The following is a 15,970-nucleotide window of genomic DNA, read 5'->3' as shown; positions in this document are numbered from 1 at the left end:
GTGCAGCGTCCGCTTGCCAGGAGGACGAGGGAGAACAATTCCGAGGCGCCAGGCACACGCGTCAAATGATGACAGAACGAAGCGTTTGATCAGCCCGATGGCGTGGCACGACGCCAATATGACAGATAGCGACGGAGTGCCCTCATATGGTGTGGCGAATCATAAAAAACTGAGCAGGCGGAGCGTACTTCAAGGGGGGACATTCGCCGCGGCCTTGGCTTCCGCGGGAATCTACGAGTTGCTTGACGCGCTGGTCGGGCCACCCGAGCGGCCGCCGGTCGGGACGGCGCGACAGCCCTTGCCGCAGGAACAATATGCCATCCCGCACCCGCGGCTCATTATGGACGACGGCTCCGGAATCGCCAGCAATAAAGGCAAAATCCCCGTCCTGATCCCGCCGTTCCACAACCATATCGTCACCGCCAAGCTGAACGTGTCAGCGAGCGCGAAGCCTCTGCAGGAGGCGCAGCGGCACCTGGAAAGCGTGCTCCAACGCCTGGAACAGCAGCTCCCGCCCCCGCCGAGCGGGGTGGGAATCGTGATCGCCTGGGGGCTTCCTTATTTCGAGCATTACATCCCCAGGCTCGAAAAGAGTTCGAGCTATTTCCGTGCGGGCACGTCGTACCCGGCTTATTTGCCGGTAGATTTGATCACTTCGAAGCAGCGTGGCCACGCCGTCTATGCGCTGCAGGAGTCCAGGACATTTCCGAGCGACGAGCCGCCTCCCGGATTCGGGCCAGTTCGCCTGGAGCAGAACGACGTGGCCGTGCTGCTGCGCAGTGACTCGCTCGCCAACATCATGGCCGCCACGAACGCCATTTTCGGAACGGGAAACAACCAAGCGGGCAGCCTGTTCAAGGTGACAAGCATTCGCCGCGGCTTCACCGGTGGCGCCCACACCGATGGGCAGGGGCTGGCGAGCAAGCTGGCACTCGCGGCAGGCATTCCCGGCGCGAATTTGATCCCCCAGCATTCACCGGTCTTCCTCGGATTCACAACCACGCTCCGGGACGCGGAGAGCTCCGTTCCGGTCTCCAACTTTGAGACGCTGCCCGGCTGGACGGACCAATGGCCCAACGGATACTTCAAGCACGGGACGATCATGCCCCTCTCACATCTGTTCCAGGACCTCGTCGCGTGGTACTCTAAAATGTTTCCGACATTTGATGCTCGTATCCGTGCGATGTTTCGCCCGGGAGTTTCGTTCCCGCCTGGAACAGTGACAGCGGACCCGCCCGAGCAAAATGAGGCAGACGTCCTACGTGACGTGCAGAAATATCACGCGTATGGACATAATGGAAGCATGCAGCCGGTGAACCGCCTGCAAACGCAAACAACCAGCAACTATGGTCACGCCTATCCCGTTAATACGGCCATCACGAATCGCGGGGACTTCGCCACACTGGACAATCCATTCCACTACACTTCAGATCCCGCCGGGGATCATTACAGCAGTGATAAGGCGGTCGGATTGCATTTCCTGCTCTTCGCTCCGACCACCGAGACCTTCAATCGCGTGCGCCTTGCCATGGACGGGGAGTTTCCCAGTGGCAGGCGTGCCTCTTTCTCATCGCGCTCCTCGAGTGCCGGCTTGAATTCTGTCGTGCACACGACGCACCGGCAGAATTTCCTGATTCCACCGCGATCCCACCGGTCTTTCCCGCTCGCCGAGTTCCTCGCCTGACCGGACGATCCCGCACCGGGACGTCGTCTACGCGATAAATTAAGACGTGTTTCACGTTGAGCGTGACAGCTCGGTTTTTACGAATGAGCGGTGGACGGCTCCTTGGTCGCCGCCCACGGCTCACGCGGCCAGGCCCGCACCGGCTCGGGGCTCGCCGTCATAGCGGCCCTGCGCAACGTGGCCATCGGAATCTTGAAGCTCTGTGGCTGGGGCGACGGCCGGACGACCTGGCCCGACTTGTCGGTCGCGACCACGAAGTCGCCGCCGTACACCGGCAGGCCCCGGTGCGTCCTCCGGTAGGTCAGGTTTGCTGCGTGGAGTGCAGGGTGGGGGAGAACGCGTGCGAACTCCCTGCTCGCTGTCACCTTCCAGGCCCTACGCTCCGACATGGGCTTTCTCAGGGGCCCACGCACAGGTGGTCCTTCTTTCTCATCTCGTGGCCGCGTGAGTGGCTTCGCGCGTGAATTCGGTGATGGCGGAGGCGAAGGTGCCGGGCTGTTCGATGTGCCCAAGATGGCCGCTGTCTTCGAGGAGGACGAGCCGGGAGTCGGCGATGCCCTCGTGCCGGAGACGCCCCCAAGCGGGCCCGCAGATGAAGTCGTGAGCGCCGGTGATGACCAGGGTCGGTGCGGTTATGCCGCCCAGCATGTCGCGAACGACGAAAGGTGGCTCGGCGGCACGCATGGGATCGATCCAGGCGCGTAGGGAGGCCCGGAGGGGGGCCAGGTCGGACTCGGGGTCGTGGTCATATCCCAACGAGTTTTCTCGATAAGCGCTGAGGCGCAGGTCAGCGGAGTGTCCGGGTTGTAGCAGGGACAAGCGGGTCTCGATTTAGGCATACCGGCGAGTAGTAACGGAGCATCCCCGTACGGTGACAACTCGTGCCGCATGAGTATCTGTCTGACGAGCAGGTGGGCCGGTACGGCCGGTTCGTGGCGGACCCGACGCCCGAAGAGCGTCCAGCACTGGGATGACATGGTGCGGGTGGCCGGGTCGCTGGCCACCAACCAGGTCCGTGCCAATGACCTGATCCGGATGATGATGGCCGACGGTCGCCTCACCGGACTGGGCGACGCCTTCGCCCACTACGGCCGGGTCTTCAAATCGCTGCACCTGCTCCAGATCATCCACGTCGAGGACTACCGCAGAATGATCGGAGCCCAGCTCAACATCGGCGAGTCCCGCCACCAGCTCGCTCGCCGCGTCTTCTTCGGCAACCTCGGCCGCCTGACCAGGGGCTATGAGCGCGGCATGGAGGACCAGGTGAGTGCGCTCGGCCTCGGGCTGAACGCCATCACTTGGTGGAATTCGCTCTATATCGACGCGGCGGTCAAGAAGCTCGAGACCGGCGCGCTGGGCATCAAGGGTGGGCAGGTCACGCCCGAGATCCGCGCCCGACTCCTGCCACTGATGTTCGAGCACATCAACTTCCACGGGTTCTACCCGTTCAACCGCCCGGAACTGGCCGGCCACCTGCGCGAGCTGCGTGATCCGAACGCGGCCGCTGATGAGGAGGAATGAGACCTATCGGTGAGCAGCGCGAGGGCCTGGGCACGATGGCCGATCCGGCGGAACTGGCTGAAGCTTTGGTGGCCATCGGATTGCTGAAACACTCGTTTACTGCCGCCGAGCTGGCGGCCGAGTCCCGGCGGGCAGGTGGGCGGGAGCTGCACCAGCTGGAGCTGGCTCGCCCCTGGCGGGCGCAGGCCATGTCGGTGCAGTAGCGGGGCGCGTCGTTCGGTGGTGGGCAGGTTGGCCGGGCGGATCTGGCGAGCGGCGGCCTCTTCAGCCTCTGCGGCTGCTCATGTGACAATCATCGAGAAGACGGCCAGGTCATGAGCCTCGCACCCGTCCCGCTCAGCGATCCGCAGGGTGCCTTCCCGCTGGTATCCGGCCTTTTCGGCCACCCGCAGGGAAGCGGCGTTGTCGATGCGGGAGCGCAACTGAACACGCCGTATCCCACCGTCGATGAGCGCCCACCGGCCAACCGCGCGCGCGGCCTCCGTCGCATAGCCGCGACCTCGCTGACTGGCATGTATTCCGTAACCGATTTCGGTGTGGCCGGCCTCCCAGTCGGTGTCGCGCAACCCGATACTGCCGACGATCTCGCCGGTGGCCTGCTTCACGATCGCCAGGTGTACGCCCTCGCCGTCCAGCCGTCGCCGGTGCACGGTGTCGGTCAGCCACCCGTCCACGTCGGCGACCGTCTCAGGGGAGCCCGGGGGGAGTGCCGTTCGATCCCCGGAGGCCACGAATGCCGCCACAGGCACGGCGTCCTGCGGCCCGAACTCACGAATCACCAACCCACCGGAGACGATCTTCACTGGAGGAAACACGGTGTGCAGCTTAAGCCCCTCACCTGGTGGGCGATGTGCCGGGTGGCCGGACGTGGGTCGGAACTCCATCCCCGGCGATGCCCTTGTCTTGTCAATGCCTGCCCATCCCGGCGGTCTCACGAGACTCGATGTCCATTCACAGGCCAACCGCGCCGTCGATGCCCTGCCGCAGCCCGAGACCGTGGGCCAGCAGGTCAGCAGGTCAGCAGGTCAGCAGGTCAGCAGCGTCGAGATGGCGCGGTTCGCGTGGAGCCGGTGATGGACTTGGGCCAGCGCGTCAGAGTGGCGGTGTCACCGGTGAAGCGTCACCACCAGTGGTAGAGCAGGCTCCCGCCCAGTGCGGCCAGCGCGGTGGCAAAGAAGAAGGTCCAGTTCCCGAGCTTGCGCGACCCCACTCGCAGGTTCGCAAGGAGCGCGCCGGCGAAGTACAGCACGAGGCTGTAGGCGGCCAGAGTTCCCAGCATGGGGATGGCGAATCCGCCCAGCAATCCCAAAGCCCAGCGCCAGCATCGTGCCCAGGACGGGCGCCCACGAGCGCGGCAGGCGCTTCATGTCCAGCTGGGCCTTCGGGAATTCGTGTCCGATCAGAGAGATGACTGCCGCGCTGCCGAACAGCAGCGCGGCGAAGATGGTGATCGTCGCGTAAGCGGCGAACATGAGTCCTCCATGGTGGTTACTACTTCGGGCCTTGCGACCCGGTGTAACTGGTCCGATGAAACAACTGCTGGACATGTGAGGCGATGGAAGTTGCGGCCCGGTCAGCGGGCGTCATGTTTCCTTCATGTCCGGGGGCCGACCTCAAGGCGCCGGGCGATCGAGCGTGGTGACAGGTGCGCTGGATCACCAGCCGATGGGCCCGAGGTGATCGATGAAGATCCCGGTCGGCCCGTCGGCGTCGAGCATCGCGAGTTCGACGATCGGGTCGGTGCCTTCGGTGACCGTCAGCTGGCCGGTTTGCTGGTTCATGTCGGAGGCGGCGAACTTGCGGGTGGCGAGTTCTGGTGTCATCCGAGGCGGAAGCTTGGCGCGCATGGCCCATCGCAGGAAGGCGTGCTTGCGCCGACTGGCGATGAAGCCGGCCACGCGACGTCGTCGACCGCGAGCCACGGCGCGACGGCCAGGGCCGTGGGCGTGAGCCCGGCGAACGTCGTGACCTCGCGGTGGAGGTGGGACTGGTCGACGTAGCCGCTCTCGGAGGCAACGCGGGCGGCGGCGTGACCCGCCGCGAGCAGGTGGGCGGCGTGGTCGAAGCGCACCAGCCGGGCGGCGCGTTTGGGGGTGATGCCGAGCTGGGACCGGAAGCGGGACCACAGGCGCTTGCGGCTCCAGCCGACCTCGTCCGCCAGGCCGTCGACCCGCACCCGCCCCCGGCTGGTGAGCGTCCGCCGCCAGACGTGGGCGACCTGCGGATCGACCGGCGGGTGGGCGCCCAGCCGCCGGCTGAGGATGTCTGCCGCGATCGTGAACCGTTCGTCCCACGACGTGGCGGCGCGCAGCCTGTCCTCGGCTCGCCCGGCGTCGCGGCCCCAGACGTCCTCAAGGGCTGCCACCGTCCCGCTGAGCTCGGTCGATGCGCCGAACAATGTAGCCGCCGCGACCGGATCCAGCCGGATCTGGAGCAACTCGCCGACTCCCCACCCAGTTGCCCGGAGATCGCCGGGAAGGAGCCCGACGAGGACACTGCCGCGCTCGTGCCGGCCATGGGTTTCGTAGACGACGCCGGCACCCTCGCCCAGATCGACGAGCAGGGTGACGGACGGGTAGGCGACCATGGAGATGTCCACCGAGGCCGGGGCATGATGGCGGAACCCGGCCATGCTGACCTCCGGCAGCCGAACCGACGGAGGTGGGACCGCAACATCCACCCACGCCCGGTCAGGTGACGTCCCGGTCGGCAACACATGGCCAGTCTAGGCATCAGGGGATCACCGGTCGTCGGCGGCCCGTCGCCGTAAAGCTCAGCAACAGTTTGCCGACCGTCTCGGGCGCTTCCAGCATGGGTAGGTGCCCGACGCCGGGCAACAGCTCGACCCGCGCGTTCGGCACCGCGTCGTACCGGTGCGCCGACGACCGCTCCCAGCGGGGGTCGGCAGCTCCGAAGATCACCTGCACGGGGACATCGAGGGCGGCCAGACGCTCGGGCACGCTCCGCTCGGCGATGTAGGCGGTGTTGCGGCGCAGCACCGTCCTCATCACGCGGTAGGTGATGCCCCGTACATCGGCGACCACGTCGTCCGGGAGGTCCACCGGGCGAACGGCCGTCGCGCTGATCCCCTTGCGGATCATCGCATCCGAACGCCTCGACCACAGGAGCGGGCCCAACGGCGGGGCCAGCAGGGCCCGAAGGATGAACGGCTGCCGGAGGAGAGCATCCGGACTTGGGCCACTACTGATCAACGCCAGCGAACCCACGAGGTCGGGACGTTGCTCGGCAAGCGCGGCGGCGACGTAGCCGCCGCTGGAGTGCCCGACCACCGCGACGTGACGAAGCCCGAGGTCGTCCAGCAGCGCCGCCACCTGGCCCGCCTGCGCGGGCACATCATACGACGGCGCGGGCGGGGACTGACCACAGCCCGGGAGGTCAACCCGGATGACGTGATGGTGACCGGCCAGCGCCGGGACCACCGGGCCCCAGAAGCCGCCCGAGGCCCCCGATCCGTGGATGAGCAACAACGGCGGCGCCTGCCGCGGGCCGTCATGGACCACGTGCATCCCATGCGAGTGCTCAATGTCGTATTCACTCATGCGGAGACTATGCACGGGCGGCTGGCTGTCAGTCTTGGACAAATGTTCCCGCGGAGTTGAAGACCGGCGGCCGTCACCATAACGGCTGTATCGGGGTCCCCAAGGCCGGAACACGGGCCTGGCGGGCTCATTCCTGCGCAGCGGGAGCCATGGAGATGTTCCAGAAGTCGGCGTAGCGGCCGCCATGGTCGAGCAGTTCGTCGTGGCTGCCTTCCTCCACGATCCGGCCGCCGTCCAGAAAGACGATGCGGTCGGCGCGTCGCACGGTCCGCATCCGATGCGCCACCATCACCACCGTCCGGCCCGCCATCAGGCGCTCGATGCCCTCGTGGACGGCCGCCTCGCTGACCGGGTCCAGCGCCGAGGTCACCTCGTCCAGCAGCACGATGGGCGCGTTCTTCAGCAACGCCCGCGCGATCGAGACACGCTGGCGCTCACCACCTGACAGCAGTGCTGAGCGCCCCCGAGGACTGGACGGTCGAGACGGTCCGGGCCGCGTCGGAGCGGGTGCACAAGGGAGAGGAGACCGCGGCCACGTTCAAGGTCACCGTCCCGCCTTCGGCGACCGCCCCGGGACGGATTACTGGCACCGTGTCGTACGGCGACACGACCCTGAGCGATGCCCGCCCGGTGACCCTGGCCGCTCCGACGCTGGCGTTCGGGCTCAAGGAGACCTCGTTCACCCCGGGCCAGACCCGTGAGGTGACCGTCACCTTCGCCAACAAGGCGACCCGGCCGCTCATCTCCACGACGAAGCTCTCCCTGGCCGTGCCGCAGGGCTGGACGGCCACGCCCGGCGACATCACCGAGGAGGGCCTGAAGCCGGGCGAGTCGAGGACCGTCACCTGGCGGCTCACCGCCCCGGCCTCCGGCTTGGGGCAGCTCACGGCGTCTGCTGCGTGGACGGTCCCGGCGGGCGGCGGCACGGCCTCCGCGGGCACCCGGGTCGCGGTGATCCCCGAGACGGCGGATGCGGTGCTCGCCCTGGACCTCGGCTCGGTCACCAGCCCGGTCGCCCCCGGCTACCGTAGGCTGGCCTCCACCGACGCCTTCGACGCGACCCGGGGTTACGGCTGGGTCGGCGCGCAGCCGCAGGCGCGGGACCGCTCCGGCCCGGACACGCTGCGCACGGACTTCGCTCAGGATCAGGCGGCCCGGACGCTGCGGATCACGGTCCCGGCCGGCGAACACATGATCCACTTCCTTACCGGCGACCAGGACTACGCCAACCAGAGCACGATCGTACGCGAGGGGAACCGGGAGATCGCTCGGCTCCTCGAGGTGACCCCGCCTGGCGTCTTCACCTGGCTCTCCGGAACCGTCGATGGGGGAGCCACCGGTCACACGGTGGACCTTACCTTCGCTGCGGAACGGGACTTCTGGAAGATCAACGCGATCATCGTCAGCTGATCGTGCGACGAGCCCGCCTCAGGGCGTCCGCGCCCTCAGGCGGGCTCGTCGCAACCAGGAGGCGTCGGAGACTCGGCCGTTGATTGGAGGGCCGCGGCGATGCAGTCGAGGACGCGCTGGAGCCCGTACCGGAACTGGTCGTCGCGGCTCAGGTGCGGCTGGCGCGCCTCCATCACGATCTTGGTGAAGATTGGGTACTCCCCGCTCTTCACCAGCCGGTCGACGTACGGGTAGCTCCGCGCCATCCACTCCGACTCGCTGAGCCCGCTGCGGCGGAATTCCTTGGCCGAGCTGATCTCCTCGCGGACGGTGCCCTCGATGTAGCTGTTCAGCATGGCCATGAGGCCAAGGTTCTCGTCGATGGGGACGAAGGCGTCGAGCACTCCCATCAGCCGTTCGATCAAGAGCAGCTGGTTGGGGCCGAAACTGGGGAGTGACCGCTGCACGGTGGCGATCCACGGGTGCCTCAGCCACATGGCCCGCAGCTCGTCGGCGTAGCGGGTCAGGTCGGCGCGCCAGTCGCCCGAGGGCATGCCCGTGACGTCGATCTCGCCCATCACCCGGTCGGCCATGAGCTCGACCAGGTTGTCGCGGCTCGGGACGTACCGGTAGAGCGACATCGCGCCCGCGCCGATCTCGGCGGCGATCCGCCGCATGGTGGCGGCCTCCAGCCCCTCGGCGTCGGCGATCCGGATCGCCGCCTCGGTGATCTGCGCGCGGCTGTAGGTGGGCTTCGGCCCGTAGGCCGGGCGTTCGGGCCGCATCCAGATGTTCACGTACTCGGCGTCGGTCACCGCTTCACCCCCCTTGTTTGCGTACATGGTACCCAATCGCCTAGCCTTCCCGAGACCGCGTACAAGGTACTCAATGGAGGGATCATGACGGATCCGATGGTGGTCGCCGAGGGGCTGCACAAGTCCTTCGGCAACACCCATGCGCTGCGGGGGCTGGACCTGAGCGTTCCGAGAGGAACGGTCTGCGGCGTGCTGGGGCCCAACGGCGCGGGGAAGACGACCGCGGTGCGCATCCTGGCGACCTTGTCCGATCCCGATGCCGGGCACGCCCGCATCGCCGGATACGACGTCGTCCGCGAGGCCGGCAAGGTGCGCGCCAGGATCGGGCTCGCGGGCCAGTACGCCGCTGTGGACGAGAAGCTCACCGGCCGTGGCAACCTGCGCATGTTCGGGCGCCTCTCCCACCTGTCCCGGCGCGATGCGCACCGGCGGGCCGACGAGCTGCTCGAACGGTTCGGTCTGATGGACGCCGCCGATCGCCCGGTCGTCGGCTACTCCGGCGGCATGCGCCGCCGACTCGACCTGATCACCTGCCTCATCCTGCGCCCTGACGTGCTCTTCCTGGACGAGCCCACCACTGGCCTGGACCCGCGCAGCCGCGGCGAGATCTGGGATAGCATCCGCGAGCTGGTGGCGGACGGCACCACAGTTCTGCTCACCACTCAGTACCTGGACGAGGCCGACCACTTGGCCGACGCCATCGCCGTCATCGACCACGGGCAGGTGATCGCCACCGGCACGCCCGACGAGCTGAAGGCCACGATCGGCGACCGCCTCGACGTCACCCTCGAAGACCCCGCCGCGCTGCCTACGGCGATGACCGTCCTGAACACCCTGGCCGGCACCGAACCCACGACGACCGACGCCGACCGGCTCAGCGTCACCCTGCCTGCCACCGGCCTCCGGCTCGCCGACATCGTGCGCGAGCTCGACCACGCCGGAGTCGCCGCCGCCGATGTGAGCCTGCGCCGCCCCACCCTCGACGAGGTGTTCCTGCGCCTCACCAACCGCGAGGAGCCCGTCCAATGACCGCCCTCACCTCGCCACTGGGCCGCCTGCGGTGGACGTTCACCGACGGGCTGACCCTGGTCGGCCGCGAGCTGGGCCGGCTGCGGCAAGAGCCCGGACAGATCGTCGCTGCGCTGGTCTTCCCGGTCATCATGGTGGTGCTGTTCGGGTACGTCTTCGGCAGCGCGATCCAGGTGCCGGACGGCGGCGACTACCGCGAGTACCTCATGCCCGGCCTGTTCGCGATGGTGACCTTCTCCGCGTGGCTGGGGGTCATGACGCGGATGGCCACCGACGCCTCCCGCGGTGTGATGGACCGGTTCCGCTCCATGCCGATGGCGCGCCTGGCGGTGCCGTTCGGGCAGACCGGCGCCGACCTGCTGACCGGCCTGCCGATGCTGGCCATCATGGTGGGCGCGGGGCTGCTGGTGGGCTGGCAGCCGCACCGCGGCCTGATCCCCACGGCCCAGGCGTTCCTGCTGATGATCGTGCTGCGGTACGCGCTGAGCTGGGTGGGCGTCTATGTGGGCCTGGCGGTGAAGAACGACCAGGTCGCCGACGCGATGGTGCCGCTGGGCCTGCCGTTCACGATGCTGTCCAACGCATTCGTCCCGACCGACGGCATGCCGGGCTGGCTGCGCTTCCTGGCCGACTGGAACCCGGTGAGCGCGCTCACCGCCGCCTCACGGGAGCTGTTCGGCAACCCGGGCGCCCCGTCCGGAAACGTGGCCTGGCCACTCGCGCATCCGGTGACCACCGTCCTGCTCTGGTCGGCCGCGCTGCTGGTGATCTTTGTCCCGCTGTCGCTCCGCGCCTACATGCGCAGAGGACGCTGAACGCTCCAGGCATCTGCAGACCGCGTGTTCTCCTCCGAATAGTCCTCCTCCGAAAGACATCAAAATGGCGCTAAACATCCACGAATAGGTGCAGCAGATCCTGGACTGGGCTGCCGAGGACAGCATTCCCGGTATCGTCGCCGAAGTTCACGACGCCTACGGAACATAGTTCGGCACCGCAGGAGTGGCCGACCTCGCCACCAGGCATCGGCGTCAGCCCGGGGAGTACGGGGTCAGAGAGATTTGGCACGGAATCCGGCGTTAGCGTGGTTCCCGCTGGTCAGTGAGCCCGTCTCGCTCGCCAGTCCGAACGTGGGTTAACGCCGGATTCCGTTCCATCGGCCAGTAGCGGATGCGCGGAAAGCGTTGCTGTGTTGGTTATGAGGTGCAGTGAGCCTCCGCGCGCCTGGTTCAGGCGACTGCGCACCGTCCCCACGGGCACGCCGCAGAGCTGGGCGATGTGCTCATATCCGGTCACGGCCTCGGTGAAGTGACGCAGCACCAGCGGTAACCGCAGCGCGGGTGAGAGCTCCTCGATGGCCTCCCACACCCAGTCCCGCATGGCATGGCGTTCCAGCAGCTCCCCGGGGCTGTTGTCGATATCGCGCAGCGTAGGCTCGGCGGCCGGCTCGGTCCGCCGGGAGGCGCGCAGCAGGCCGCGGCACCGATTGCGCACGATCATCCGCAGTCACGGGCCGACCGCTCGCGGGTCTCGTAGGTCCCCGATGCGCCGCAGAGCGACGAGCTGTGGCGTGGCTGCTCCGTTTCACGGTTGGAGGTCAGCCCTGGCGGGCAGTGGCGAGAACGGACAGCACCTTCGACGCTGGAGAACCACGGTCATGAGTGATATCTCCGCCGGCAAGCAGATCAGGATCGCGCGCCGCGACGCTCTCGACGGCGATACGGCGCAGACACCCGGGCTCATCCGCAACGTCGCTTTCGACGCCCGCAACCCGGACGCGGCCCATCTGTCGGCGTTCCTGAGCACCGTCAAGCCCGGCGCGGTAACTGGAGCCCATCATCACGGGGACCAGGAGACCGTCCTCTACGTCATCAGCGGTACGTCCCGGTTCCGGTGGGGAGACCGGCTGGAGCACGTAGTCGAAGCGGGCCCCGGAGATTTCGTGTTCGTCCCCTCCTACGTCGTTCACCAGGAGATCAACGCCTCCACCGAAAACAGGCGGAGGTGGCAACAGAGAACGACCTTCCGGTATCAAGCAGCGCGAACAGGCGCCATCAGGGGCCCAGCTCAGCCCAGCACCGCGGTGTCATCCACCCCGAAAGGTCGCACCCATCGACACCGGACACTCCGGTCGCCAAATGAAGCGCTCAGTCACAGCGGGGAATGCCCGGACGGATTCCGGCCGTCCGTCCGAATCTGGCGGTGGCGACTATCAGTGGCCGCCACGACACTCTGAAGTGATCCGTGTTCGGGGGTTGAGGAACATCGGAACTGTGATTCTTGACCTACGGTCCGGTTGGGCCTGCCACGCTCGACGCCGGTAACACCTACAACGCCGCAGCCTCCGGCTCCTGCCGACCTGCTCCACCAGGATTAGCAAAACACCAGGTCAGGGCCATATTCGCCCGATTTTTCTCGAATGCTACGGCAACCCCTTCTCGGGAGGCAACGCTCCCGCGGCGTTCTATTGCGGGGCGGTGTACTCGATCGCGGCATGCTCGATGTTGGCGTCAAGCTCCGGGAGATTGACAACCACCGGGTCCACGCCGGAGCGCACCACTGCCCAGACCGTCTCGAACTCGGCGAGGCAGGAAGACCTCAACTCTTGACGGCCTCCGCAATCTGCAGGGCGGCCTGGGTGGGCGTGAGATGCGTGGTGTCGACGACCTCGGCCTCGCCATGTAGCCACGTGCGGGCCGCCTCGGCATAGGGCTCAAGGTATTCGAGACGGAATGGGGAGGGCCCAAGAACAGTGTCCCCCTCGATGCGCCCGCGGAGGGTGTCTTGGTCAGCGTGGAGGACGAAGTGTCGTACTGGAATGGCATGTTGGGCGAGGCCCGTGCTGATCTCGCGCCAGTACTGCTCGACCAGGACAGTCATGGGGATCACCAGAGTGCCGCCGGTGTAGTCGAGTACGTGGCGGGCGGTCTCGACGACGAGCGGCCGCCACGGCGGCCAGTGCTGGAAGTTGCCCGTCCAGGGCAGCCCCGGCGTGATGTCCATGAGTGTCTCGCCGACCTTCTCGGCGTTGAACACCCGTGAGTTTGGGATCAGTGGCTGCACGAGTGCACTGGTCGTCGTCTTGCCTGCGCCGTGGGTGCCGTTGAGCCATACGATCATGGGATCCAACGCTAGCGCTGCGCGGGCCGGGGGAACGGGCACAGCGGAAATCCGGTACGGCTTCGCGTTTCTCAGGAGAGTGTCAACCACCAAGGTCAGGTGTTACCTGTCCCGAAAAGTCGCAGCCCGCCAACTGGAGGACTCCGCCCCGCCGACTCGACCGCTTATCCGCCACCTGAAGCGCTCAGTCACCCCCGCCCAGCTCGGCAGGGGGCCACAACCGGACGCTGAGTGATTCTCAAAAATGGTCATTTCTGCGAACCAGACGAGCTACATCTGGGTCCGCGCGTACGCGTGCAGTGCGTCGCGGACGAACGTCGCCCCCGCGGCGTCGTCGTACATGCCGGCGAAGCGGGGGTCGTCGACGTACATGTCCCCCATGCATTTCACCATCTCGATCGAGCGCTCCCGGTCGCCCTCGGCCGTGGGAGTACCCGGGATCTGGCTCAGCCACCGGACGTGCCGGGCAGCCAGTGACTGAGCGTGTTCCGATGTCGGGGAAACCCCGGCCTTCGCTGCGGCGACCCATGCGGCGACGAGGTCCTCGGTGTCCTGCTTCCAGGCCCGCTGCTGGTCAAGGCTCTTGCCGTGCCACCAGTCGTTGCTCACTTGGAACGCGCGCTCGCCCCAGCGTGAGATCACCTCGTCCTTGTAGCCGTCGTTGAACCCCGCCAACATGACGTCCATCCGCGGTTCCGCCCCCGACTGCAGGGCCTCCAGCGTGTGCCGCACCGACCGGATCTGCCGTTCGATACGGTCCCGTTCCTCTTCCAGCGCGGCGATGTGGGCGCGGAGCCCGTCGCACGTGTCCACCTCGTCGGCCAGGACCTCGGCGATGGCCGACAAGCCCATGCCGAGCCGGCGCATGAGCAGGATCCGCTGTAGCCGGGCGACCGCGGCGAGGTTGTAGTAGCGGTACCCGTTCGCGCCGACCCGGGACGGGGCCAGGAGCCCGATGCGGTCGTAGTGACGCAGGGTGCGGCTGGTGATGCCGGCCCTCGCCGCGAGCTCCTGGATCGTCCACTCCATCCTTTCAGTGTTACCCGCGGCGGAGCGTGGTTGCGATGATCTCCGAGCTGTCGGCGTGCAGGGCCTGCGCCGCCGTCTGCCCGGTCACCGCCAGGTAGGTGTCGACCAGCCGGTTTCCCGCCGCGTACCCGGCGCCCATCGGCAGCCCCACCGGGGTGACACCGAGGCGCTCGGCGCCGGGGTCGCCGTGCACCCAGGCGGTGAAGTTCTGCATGCCTGTCACGTCGAGCCCGGTGAGCACCTTGTCGAAGATCTCGTCGTCGTGCAGGTGCGGCACGCCGATGCGGGCGGGGCCGAGCTCGTCGCCGTAGAGCTGGCGGGCGAAGGCGTCGGCCAGGCCTTCGCCGACGATGTGCTCGCCGACCGTGACGGTCATCGGGTCCCACACGACCCCGCCCGGGCTCCAGCGCAGGTTGTGGTGGAGTTCGTGCACGGCGGTGGCCTCCAGCCGCTCCACGTTCTCGGGGAAGGGCCAGAACGTGATGGCGATGTTGCCCGAGATGCCGCCGAACCCGGTCATTCCTAGGCAGGGACCCATGAAGTGCTTGTCAGCCGGATCGCCGAGGACGAACAGCACGGTGATGTCCGGGGCCTCCAGCCCCGGCGTCGCCTCCAGCAGTACGGCGAGAGCGTTGTCGAGCGCGCGTTGCATCCGCTCCCAGGCTCCGGCCGCCGCCAGAGTTTCGAGCGCGTCGAGGCAACGCTCCTCGTCGCGGTCGATGGGGAACCCGGACGTTTCGAGGTGTATGGCCACCAGGTCGACCTCGCCGGGGTAGTAGCGGTACATGCCGCTGTTGGGCTCCAGCATCGAACGCAGCAGGTCAGCGCGGTCCGCGACCGGGGCCAGCAGGATCCGCCGCATGGCGGAGTAGGTGTCAAGAACAGTGATCGACATGGCGCCGATGCTAGAAGTTGACGCAGCGTCAAGGTCAAACCAGCGGCGCTCTTCATAGTGACGAAACGCCTGACCAACTACGTGACCTGTGATTGGTCATGAAACTGTCACTGCGTTTGGTCATCAGGTGTCAGTTCCCAGCTCAGGAAGGTTGTGCGGCATGAGATGAAGATCATGCTCTGGGTAACTGCTCAGATGGGCTGGGCCTTGGGAGCGACCCGCCTGATGACCAATTTTCATGACGACTTCCTGACGAATCTCCTGGTCAACCTGTACTTGGTCACTGAACTGTCAGTGAAGTGCTCTGGATGGGGCGGAGGTCGATGCCGGTGGCCGGGCAGTGCCAGATCACGGTGGAGATAGGTTGGGCGGCCGGCCTCCCGCACATCCTGGTGGGGCGCGTACGGCGTGGCGTACCGCTGACGCAGTAGATCCGTGCACACCCCGCGCAGGATCACCGCGACCTCGTGGCCGCCGATCGCCTGGAACGCGGCATGGTAGACCCCGATGCGGGCGCGTGGCATCTTCTTGAGCGGCTCCCAGTCACGGTTGCCATGTAGCAGGTCAGTGCCATGCAGCTCTGCGGACGGGGTCACACCGTAGGCGTCCGCGGCGTCGGCCACGACGTCGTCCAGGGCGCGGGTGAGGGAGATCGCCTGGTGGTCAGGGACCAGAAGCGCCGCCATGTATTAGCGGTCGCGGGTGTAGCTCTCGTCCACGTAGGCCAGCAGCACGCCAGACAGCGTGACAGACCGTGACGATCCCTGGGCGGCATTCCGGCAGGACATCCTTCGGAACACGCGTCGGCGCGGCCGAGAGCGAAAACGTTGCCATCACCGCGAAGCGCTCCGACGACTTGTGCGAGACCGGTCTCCGGGCGATGCCGGACCGCCGCGTCGCCCGCCGCGCCCGGTATCTGGTGAATGCCGCA

At 67.1% G+C, this 15,970-nt stretch carries 23 protein-coding genes; 8 read left to right on the top strand and 15 right to left on the bottom strand.

Features of this window, described 5'->3' with window-relative positions; all coding sequences use genetic code 11:
• Positions 1-97: 97 nt before the first annotated feature.
• Entirely contained in the window at positions 98-1,684 is a 1,587-nt protein-coding gene (locus tag QSK17_RS31745) for a DUF7405 family protein (protein WP_285709431.1), read from the top strand.
• A 77-nt stretch (positions 1,685-1,761) separates the two neighbouring features.
• Here QSK17_RS31745 and QSK17_RS31740 read toward each other — a convergent pair whose 3' ends face one another.
• Both QSK17_RS31740 and QSK17_RS31735 read right to left on the bottom strand, forming a co-directional pair.
• Complete coding sequence (locus QSK17_RS31740; protein WP_285709429.1) at positions 1,762-2,073, bottom strand: hypothetical protein; 312 nt, start codon at positions 2,071-2,073, stop codon at positions 1,762-1,764.
• Between the two features lie 40 nt (positions 2,074-2,113).
• Positions 2,114-2,368 (bottom strand): alpha/beta fold hydrolase, encoded by a 255-nt coding sequence (locus QSK17_RS31735; RefSeq protein WP_285709426.1) that lies wholly within the window; start codon positions 2,366-2,368, stop codon positions 2,114-2,116.
• Positions 2,369-2,572: 204 nt separating this feature from the next.
• On the opposite strand from QSK17_RS31735, the gene QSK17_RS31730 reads away from it, so the two are divergent.
• Together QSK17_RS31730 and QSK17_RS31725 are read left to right on the top strand one after the other, a co-directional pair.
• Positions 2,573-3,205 (top strand): Tn3 family transposase, encoded by a 633-nt coding sequence (locus tag QSK17_RS31730; RefSeq protein ID WP_285709424.1) that lies wholly within the window; start codon positions 2,573-2,575, stop codon positions 3,203-3,205.
• Positions 3,202-3,408, top strand: coding sequence for a hypothetical protein (locus QSK17_RS31725; RefSeq protein ID WP_285709422.1), 207 nt, complete (start codon positions 3,202-3,204; stop codon positions 3,406-3,408). The genes QSK17_RS31730 and QSK17_RS31725 overlap by 4 nt, the downstream gene beginning before the upstream one ends.
• Positions 3,409-3,486: 78 nt before the next feature.
• Here the strand turns inward: QSK17_RS31725 and QSK17_RS31720 are convergent, their stop codons facing one another.
• Positions 3,487-4,008 carry a GNAT family N-acetyltransferase gene (locus tag QSK17_RS31720; RefSeq protein ID WP_285709420.1) on the bottom strand — a complete coding sequence of 174 codons (522 nt, stop codon included), beginning with the start codon at positions 4,006-4,008 and terminating at the stop codon, positions 3,487-3,489.
• Positions 4,009-4,114: 106 nt separating this feature from the next.
• Between QSK17_RS31720 and QSK17_RS31715 the strand changes: the two genes are divergently transcribed.
• Entirely contained in the window at positions 4,115-4,279 is a 165-nt protein-coding gene (locus tag QSK17_RS31715; RefSeq protein WP_285709418.1) for a hypothetical protein, read from the top strand.
• 46 nt (positions 4,280-4,325) lie between these two features.
• On the opposite strand, the gene QSK17_RS31710 is transcribed toward QSK17_RS31715, so the two are convergent.
• The 5 genes from QSK17_RS31710 to QSK17_RS31690 all read right to left on the bottom strand — a co-directional run bounded on the left by QSK17_RS31710 (position 4,326) and on the right by QSK17_RS31690 (position 7,150).
• Positions 4,326-4,484, bottom strand: coding sequence for a hypothetical protein (locus tag QSK17_RS31710; protein ID WP_285709414.1), 159 nt, complete (start codon positions 4,482-4,484; stop codon positions 4,326-4,328).
• Between the two features lie 376 nt (positions 4,485-4,860).
• Complete coding sequence (locus tag QSK17_RS31705) at positions 4,861-5,028, bottom strand: hypothetical protein (RefSeq protein WP_285709412.1); 168 nt, start codon at positions 5,026-5,028, stop codon at positions 4,861-4,863.
• The gene (locus tag QSK17_RS31700; RefSeq protein ID WP_285709409.1) at positions 5,025-5,837 is read right to left on the bottom strand and encodes a helix-turn-helix domain-containing protein; all 813 of its coding nucleotides are present in this window, start codon (positions 5,835-5,837) and stop codon (positions 5,025-5,027) included. Before QSK17_RS31700 ends, QSK17_RS31705 begins: the two co-directional genes overlap by 4 nt.
• A 100-nt stretch (positions 5,838-5,937) precedes the next feature.
• Entirely contained in the window at positions 5,938-6,765 is an 828-nt protein-coding gene (locus QSK17_RS31695; protein WP_285709407.1) for an alpha/beta fold hydrolase, read from the bottom strand.
• A gap of 127 nt (positions 6,766-6,892) precedes the next feature.
• Positions 6,893-7,150 (bottom strand): hypothetical protein, encoded by a 258-nt coding sequence (locus QSK17_RS31690; RefSeq protein ID WP_352231878.1) that lies wholly within the window; start codon positions 7,148-7,150, stop codon positions 6,893-6,895.
• A 65-nt stretch (positions 7,151-7,215) separates the two neighbouring features.
• On the opposite strand from QSK17_RS31690, the gene QSK17_RS31685 reads away from it, so the two are divergent.
• Positions 7,216-8,175 carry a COG1470 family protein gene (locus tag QSK17_RS31685; protein ID WP_352231877.1) on the top strand — a complete coding sequence of 320 codons (960 nt, stop codon included), beginning with the start codon at positions 7,216-7,218 and terminating at the stop codon, positions 8,173-8,175.
• 35 nt (positions 8,176-8,210) lie between these two features.
• Here QSK17_RS31685 and QSK17_RS31680 read toward each other — a convergent pair whose 3' ends face one another.
• On the bottom strand, positions 8,211-8,969 hold the full coding sequence (locus QSK17_RS31680) for a TetR/AcrR family transcriptional regulator (RefSeq protein WP_285709404.1): 759 nt from the start codon (positions 8,967-8,969) through the stop codon (positions 8,211-8,213).
• A gap of 84 nt (positions 8,970-9,053) precedes the next feature.
• Here QSK17_RS31680 and QSK17_RS31675 point away from each other — a divergent pair, with 84 nt between their 5' ends.
• Together QSK17_RS31675 and QSK17_RS31670 are read left to right on the top strand one after the other, a co-directional pair.
• Complete coding sequence (locus QSK17_RS31675) at positions 9,054-9,998, top strand: ATP-binding cassette domain-containing protein (RefSeq protein WP_285709400.1); 945 nt, start codon at positions 9,054-9,056, stop codon at positions 9,996-9,998.
• On the top strand, positions 9,995-10,813 hold the full coding sequence (locus QSK17_RS31670; protein ID WP_285709397.1) for an ABC transporter permease: 819 nt from the start codon (positions 9,995-9,997) through the stop codon (positions 10,811-10,813). Before QSK17_RS31675 ends, QSK17_RS31670 begins: the two co-directional genes overlap by 4 nt.
• A 280-nt stretch (positions 10,814-11,093) precedes the next feature.
• Here QSK17_RS31670 and QSK17_RS31665 read toward each other — a convergent pair whose 3' ends face one another.
• Complete coding sequence (locus tag QSK17_RS31665; RefSeq protein ID WP_285709396.1) at positions 11,094-11,495, bottom strand: RNA polymerase sigma factor; 402 nt, start codon at positions 11,493-11,495, stop codon at positions 11,094-11,096.
• Between the two features lie 43 nt (positions 11,496-11,538).
• Between QSK17_RS31665 and QSK17_RS36325 the strand changes: the two genes are divergently transcribed.
• The gene (locus QSK17_RS36325; RefSeq protein WP_352231876.1) at positions 11,539-12,231 is read left to right on the top strand and encodes a cupin domain-containing protein; all 693 of its coding nucleotides are present in this window, start codon (positions 11,539-11,541) and stop codon (positions 12,229-12,231) included.
• A gap of 228 nt (positions 12,232-12,459) precedes the next feature.
• Here the strand turns inward: QSK17_RS36325 and QSK17_RS31655 are convergent, their stop codons facing one another.
• From QSK17_RS31655 to QSK17_RS31635, 5 genes are all read right to left on the bottom strand, one after another.
• Positions 12,460-12,597, bottom strand: a complete 138-nt coding sequence (locus QSK17_RS31655; protein ID WP_285709391.1) for a hypothetical protein — start codon at positions 12,595-12,597, stop codon at positions 12,460-12,462.
• Positions 12,594-13,115 (bottom strand): ATP-binding protein, encoded by a 522-nt coding sequence (locus tag QSK17_RS31650; RefSeq protein WP_285709388.1) that lies wholly within the window; start codon positions 13,113-13,115, stop codon positions 12,594-12,596. The genes QSK17_RS31655 and QSK17_RS31650 overlap by 4 nt, the downstream gene beginning before the upstream one ends.
• Before the next feature lie 270 nt (positions 13,116-13,385).
• Complete coding sequence (locus QSK17_RS31645; RefSeq protein WP_285709386.1) at positions 13,386-14,144, bottom strand: MerR family transcriptional regulator; 759 nt, start codon at positions 14,142-14,144, stop codon at positions 13,386-13,388.
• A gap of 10 nt (positions 14,145-14,154) precedes the next feature.
• Positions 14,155-15,039 carry a DUF2268 domain-containing putative Zn-dependent protease gene (locus QSK17_RS31640; RefSeq protein ID WP_285709385.1) on the bottom strand — a complete coding sequence of 295 codons (885 nt, stop codon included), beginning with the start codon at positions 15,037-15,039 and terminating at the stop codon, positions 14,155-14,157.
• A 236-nt stretch (positions 15,040-15,275) separates the two neighbouring features.
• On the bottom strand, positions 15,276-15,725 hold the full coding sequence (locus QSK17_RS31635) for a hypothetical protein (RefSeq protein WP_285709384.1): 450 nt from the start codon (positions 15,723-15,725) through the stop codon (positions 15,276-15,278).
• Positions 15,726-15,970 lie beyond the last annotated feature (245 nt).

Source organism: Microtetraspora sp. NBRC 16547 (assembly GCF_030268965.1).
Classification (GTDB): domain Bacteria; phylum Actinomycetota; class Actinomycetes; order Streptosporangiales; family Streptosporangiaceae; genus Microtetraspora.
This window is presented reverse-complemented; position numbering and strand designations above follow the sequence as displayed.

Coding starts and splice junctions, on each gene's coding strand:
- QSK17_RS31745 (WP_285709431.1), top strand. CDS start 98: ATGGCGTGGCACGACGCCAATATGACAGATAGCGACGGAGTGCCCTCA.
- QSK17_RS31740 (WP_285709429.1), bottom strand. CDS start 2,073: ATGTCGGAGCGTAGGGCCTGGAAGGTGACAGCGAGCAGGGAGTTCGCA.
- QSK17_RS31735 (WP_285709426.1), bottom strand. CDS start 2,368: ATGCGTGCCGCCGAGCCACCTTTCGTCGTTCGCGACATGCTGGGCGGC.
- QSK17_RS31730 (WP_285709424.1), top strand. CDS start 2,573: ATGAGTATCTGTCTGACGAGCAGGTGGGCCGGTACGGCCGGTTCGTGG.
- QSK17_RS31725 (WP_285709422.1), top strand. CDS start 3,202: ATGAGACCTATCGGTGAGCAGCGCGAGGGCCTGGGCACGATGGCCGAT.
- QSK17_RS31715 (WP_285709418.1), top strand. CDS start 4,115: ATGCCTGCCCATCCCGGCGGTCTCACGAGACTCGATGTCCATTCACAG.
- QSK17_RS31710 (WP_285709414.1), bottom strand. CDS start 4,484: ATGCTGGGAACTCTGGCCGCCTACAGCCTCGTGCTGTACTTCGCCGGC.
- QSK17_RS31705 (WP_285709412.1), bottom strand. CDS start 5,028: ATGACACCAGAACTCGCCACCCGCAAGTTCGCCGCCTCCGACATGAAC.
- QSK17_RS31700 (WP_285709409.1), bottom strand. CDS start 5,837: ATGGCCGGGTTCCGCCATCATGCCCCGGCCTCGGTGGACATCTCCATG.
- QSK17_RS31695 (WP_285709407.1), bottom strand. CDS start 6,765: ATGAGTGAATACGACATTGAGCACTCGCATGGGATGCACGTGGTCCAT.
- QSK17_RS31675 (WP_285709400.1), top strand. CDS start 9,054: ATGACGGATCCGATGGTGGTCGCCGAGGGGCTGCACAAGTCCTTCGGC.
- QSK17_RS31670 (WP_285709397.1), top strand. CDS start 9,995: ATGACCGCCCTCACCTCGCCACTGGGCCGCCTGCGGTGGACGTTCACC.
- QSK17_RS31665 (WP_285709396.1), bottom strand. CDS start 11,495: ATGATCGTGCGCAATCGGTGCCGCGGCCTGCTGCGCGCCTCCCGGCGG.
- QSK17_RS36325 (WP_352231876.1), top strand. CDS start 11,539: ATGCGCCGCAGAGCGACGAGCTGTGGCGTGGCTGCTCCGTTTCACGGT.
- QSK17_RS31650 (WP_285709388.1), bottom strand. CDS start 13,115: ATGATCGTATGGCTCAACGGCACCCACGGCGCAGGCAAGACGACGACC.
- QSK17_RS31645 (WP_285709386.1), bottom strand. CDS start 14,144: ATGGAGTGGACGATCCAGGAGCTCGCGGCGAGGGCCGGCATCACCAGC.
- QSK17_RS31640 (WP_285709385.1), bottom strand. CDS start 15,039: ATGTCGATCACTGTTCTTGACACCTACTCCGCCATGCGGCGGATCCTG.
- QSK17_RS31635 (WP_285709384.1), bottom strand. CDS start 15,725: ATGGCGGCGCTTCTGGTCCCTGACCACCAGGCGATCTCCCTCACCCGC.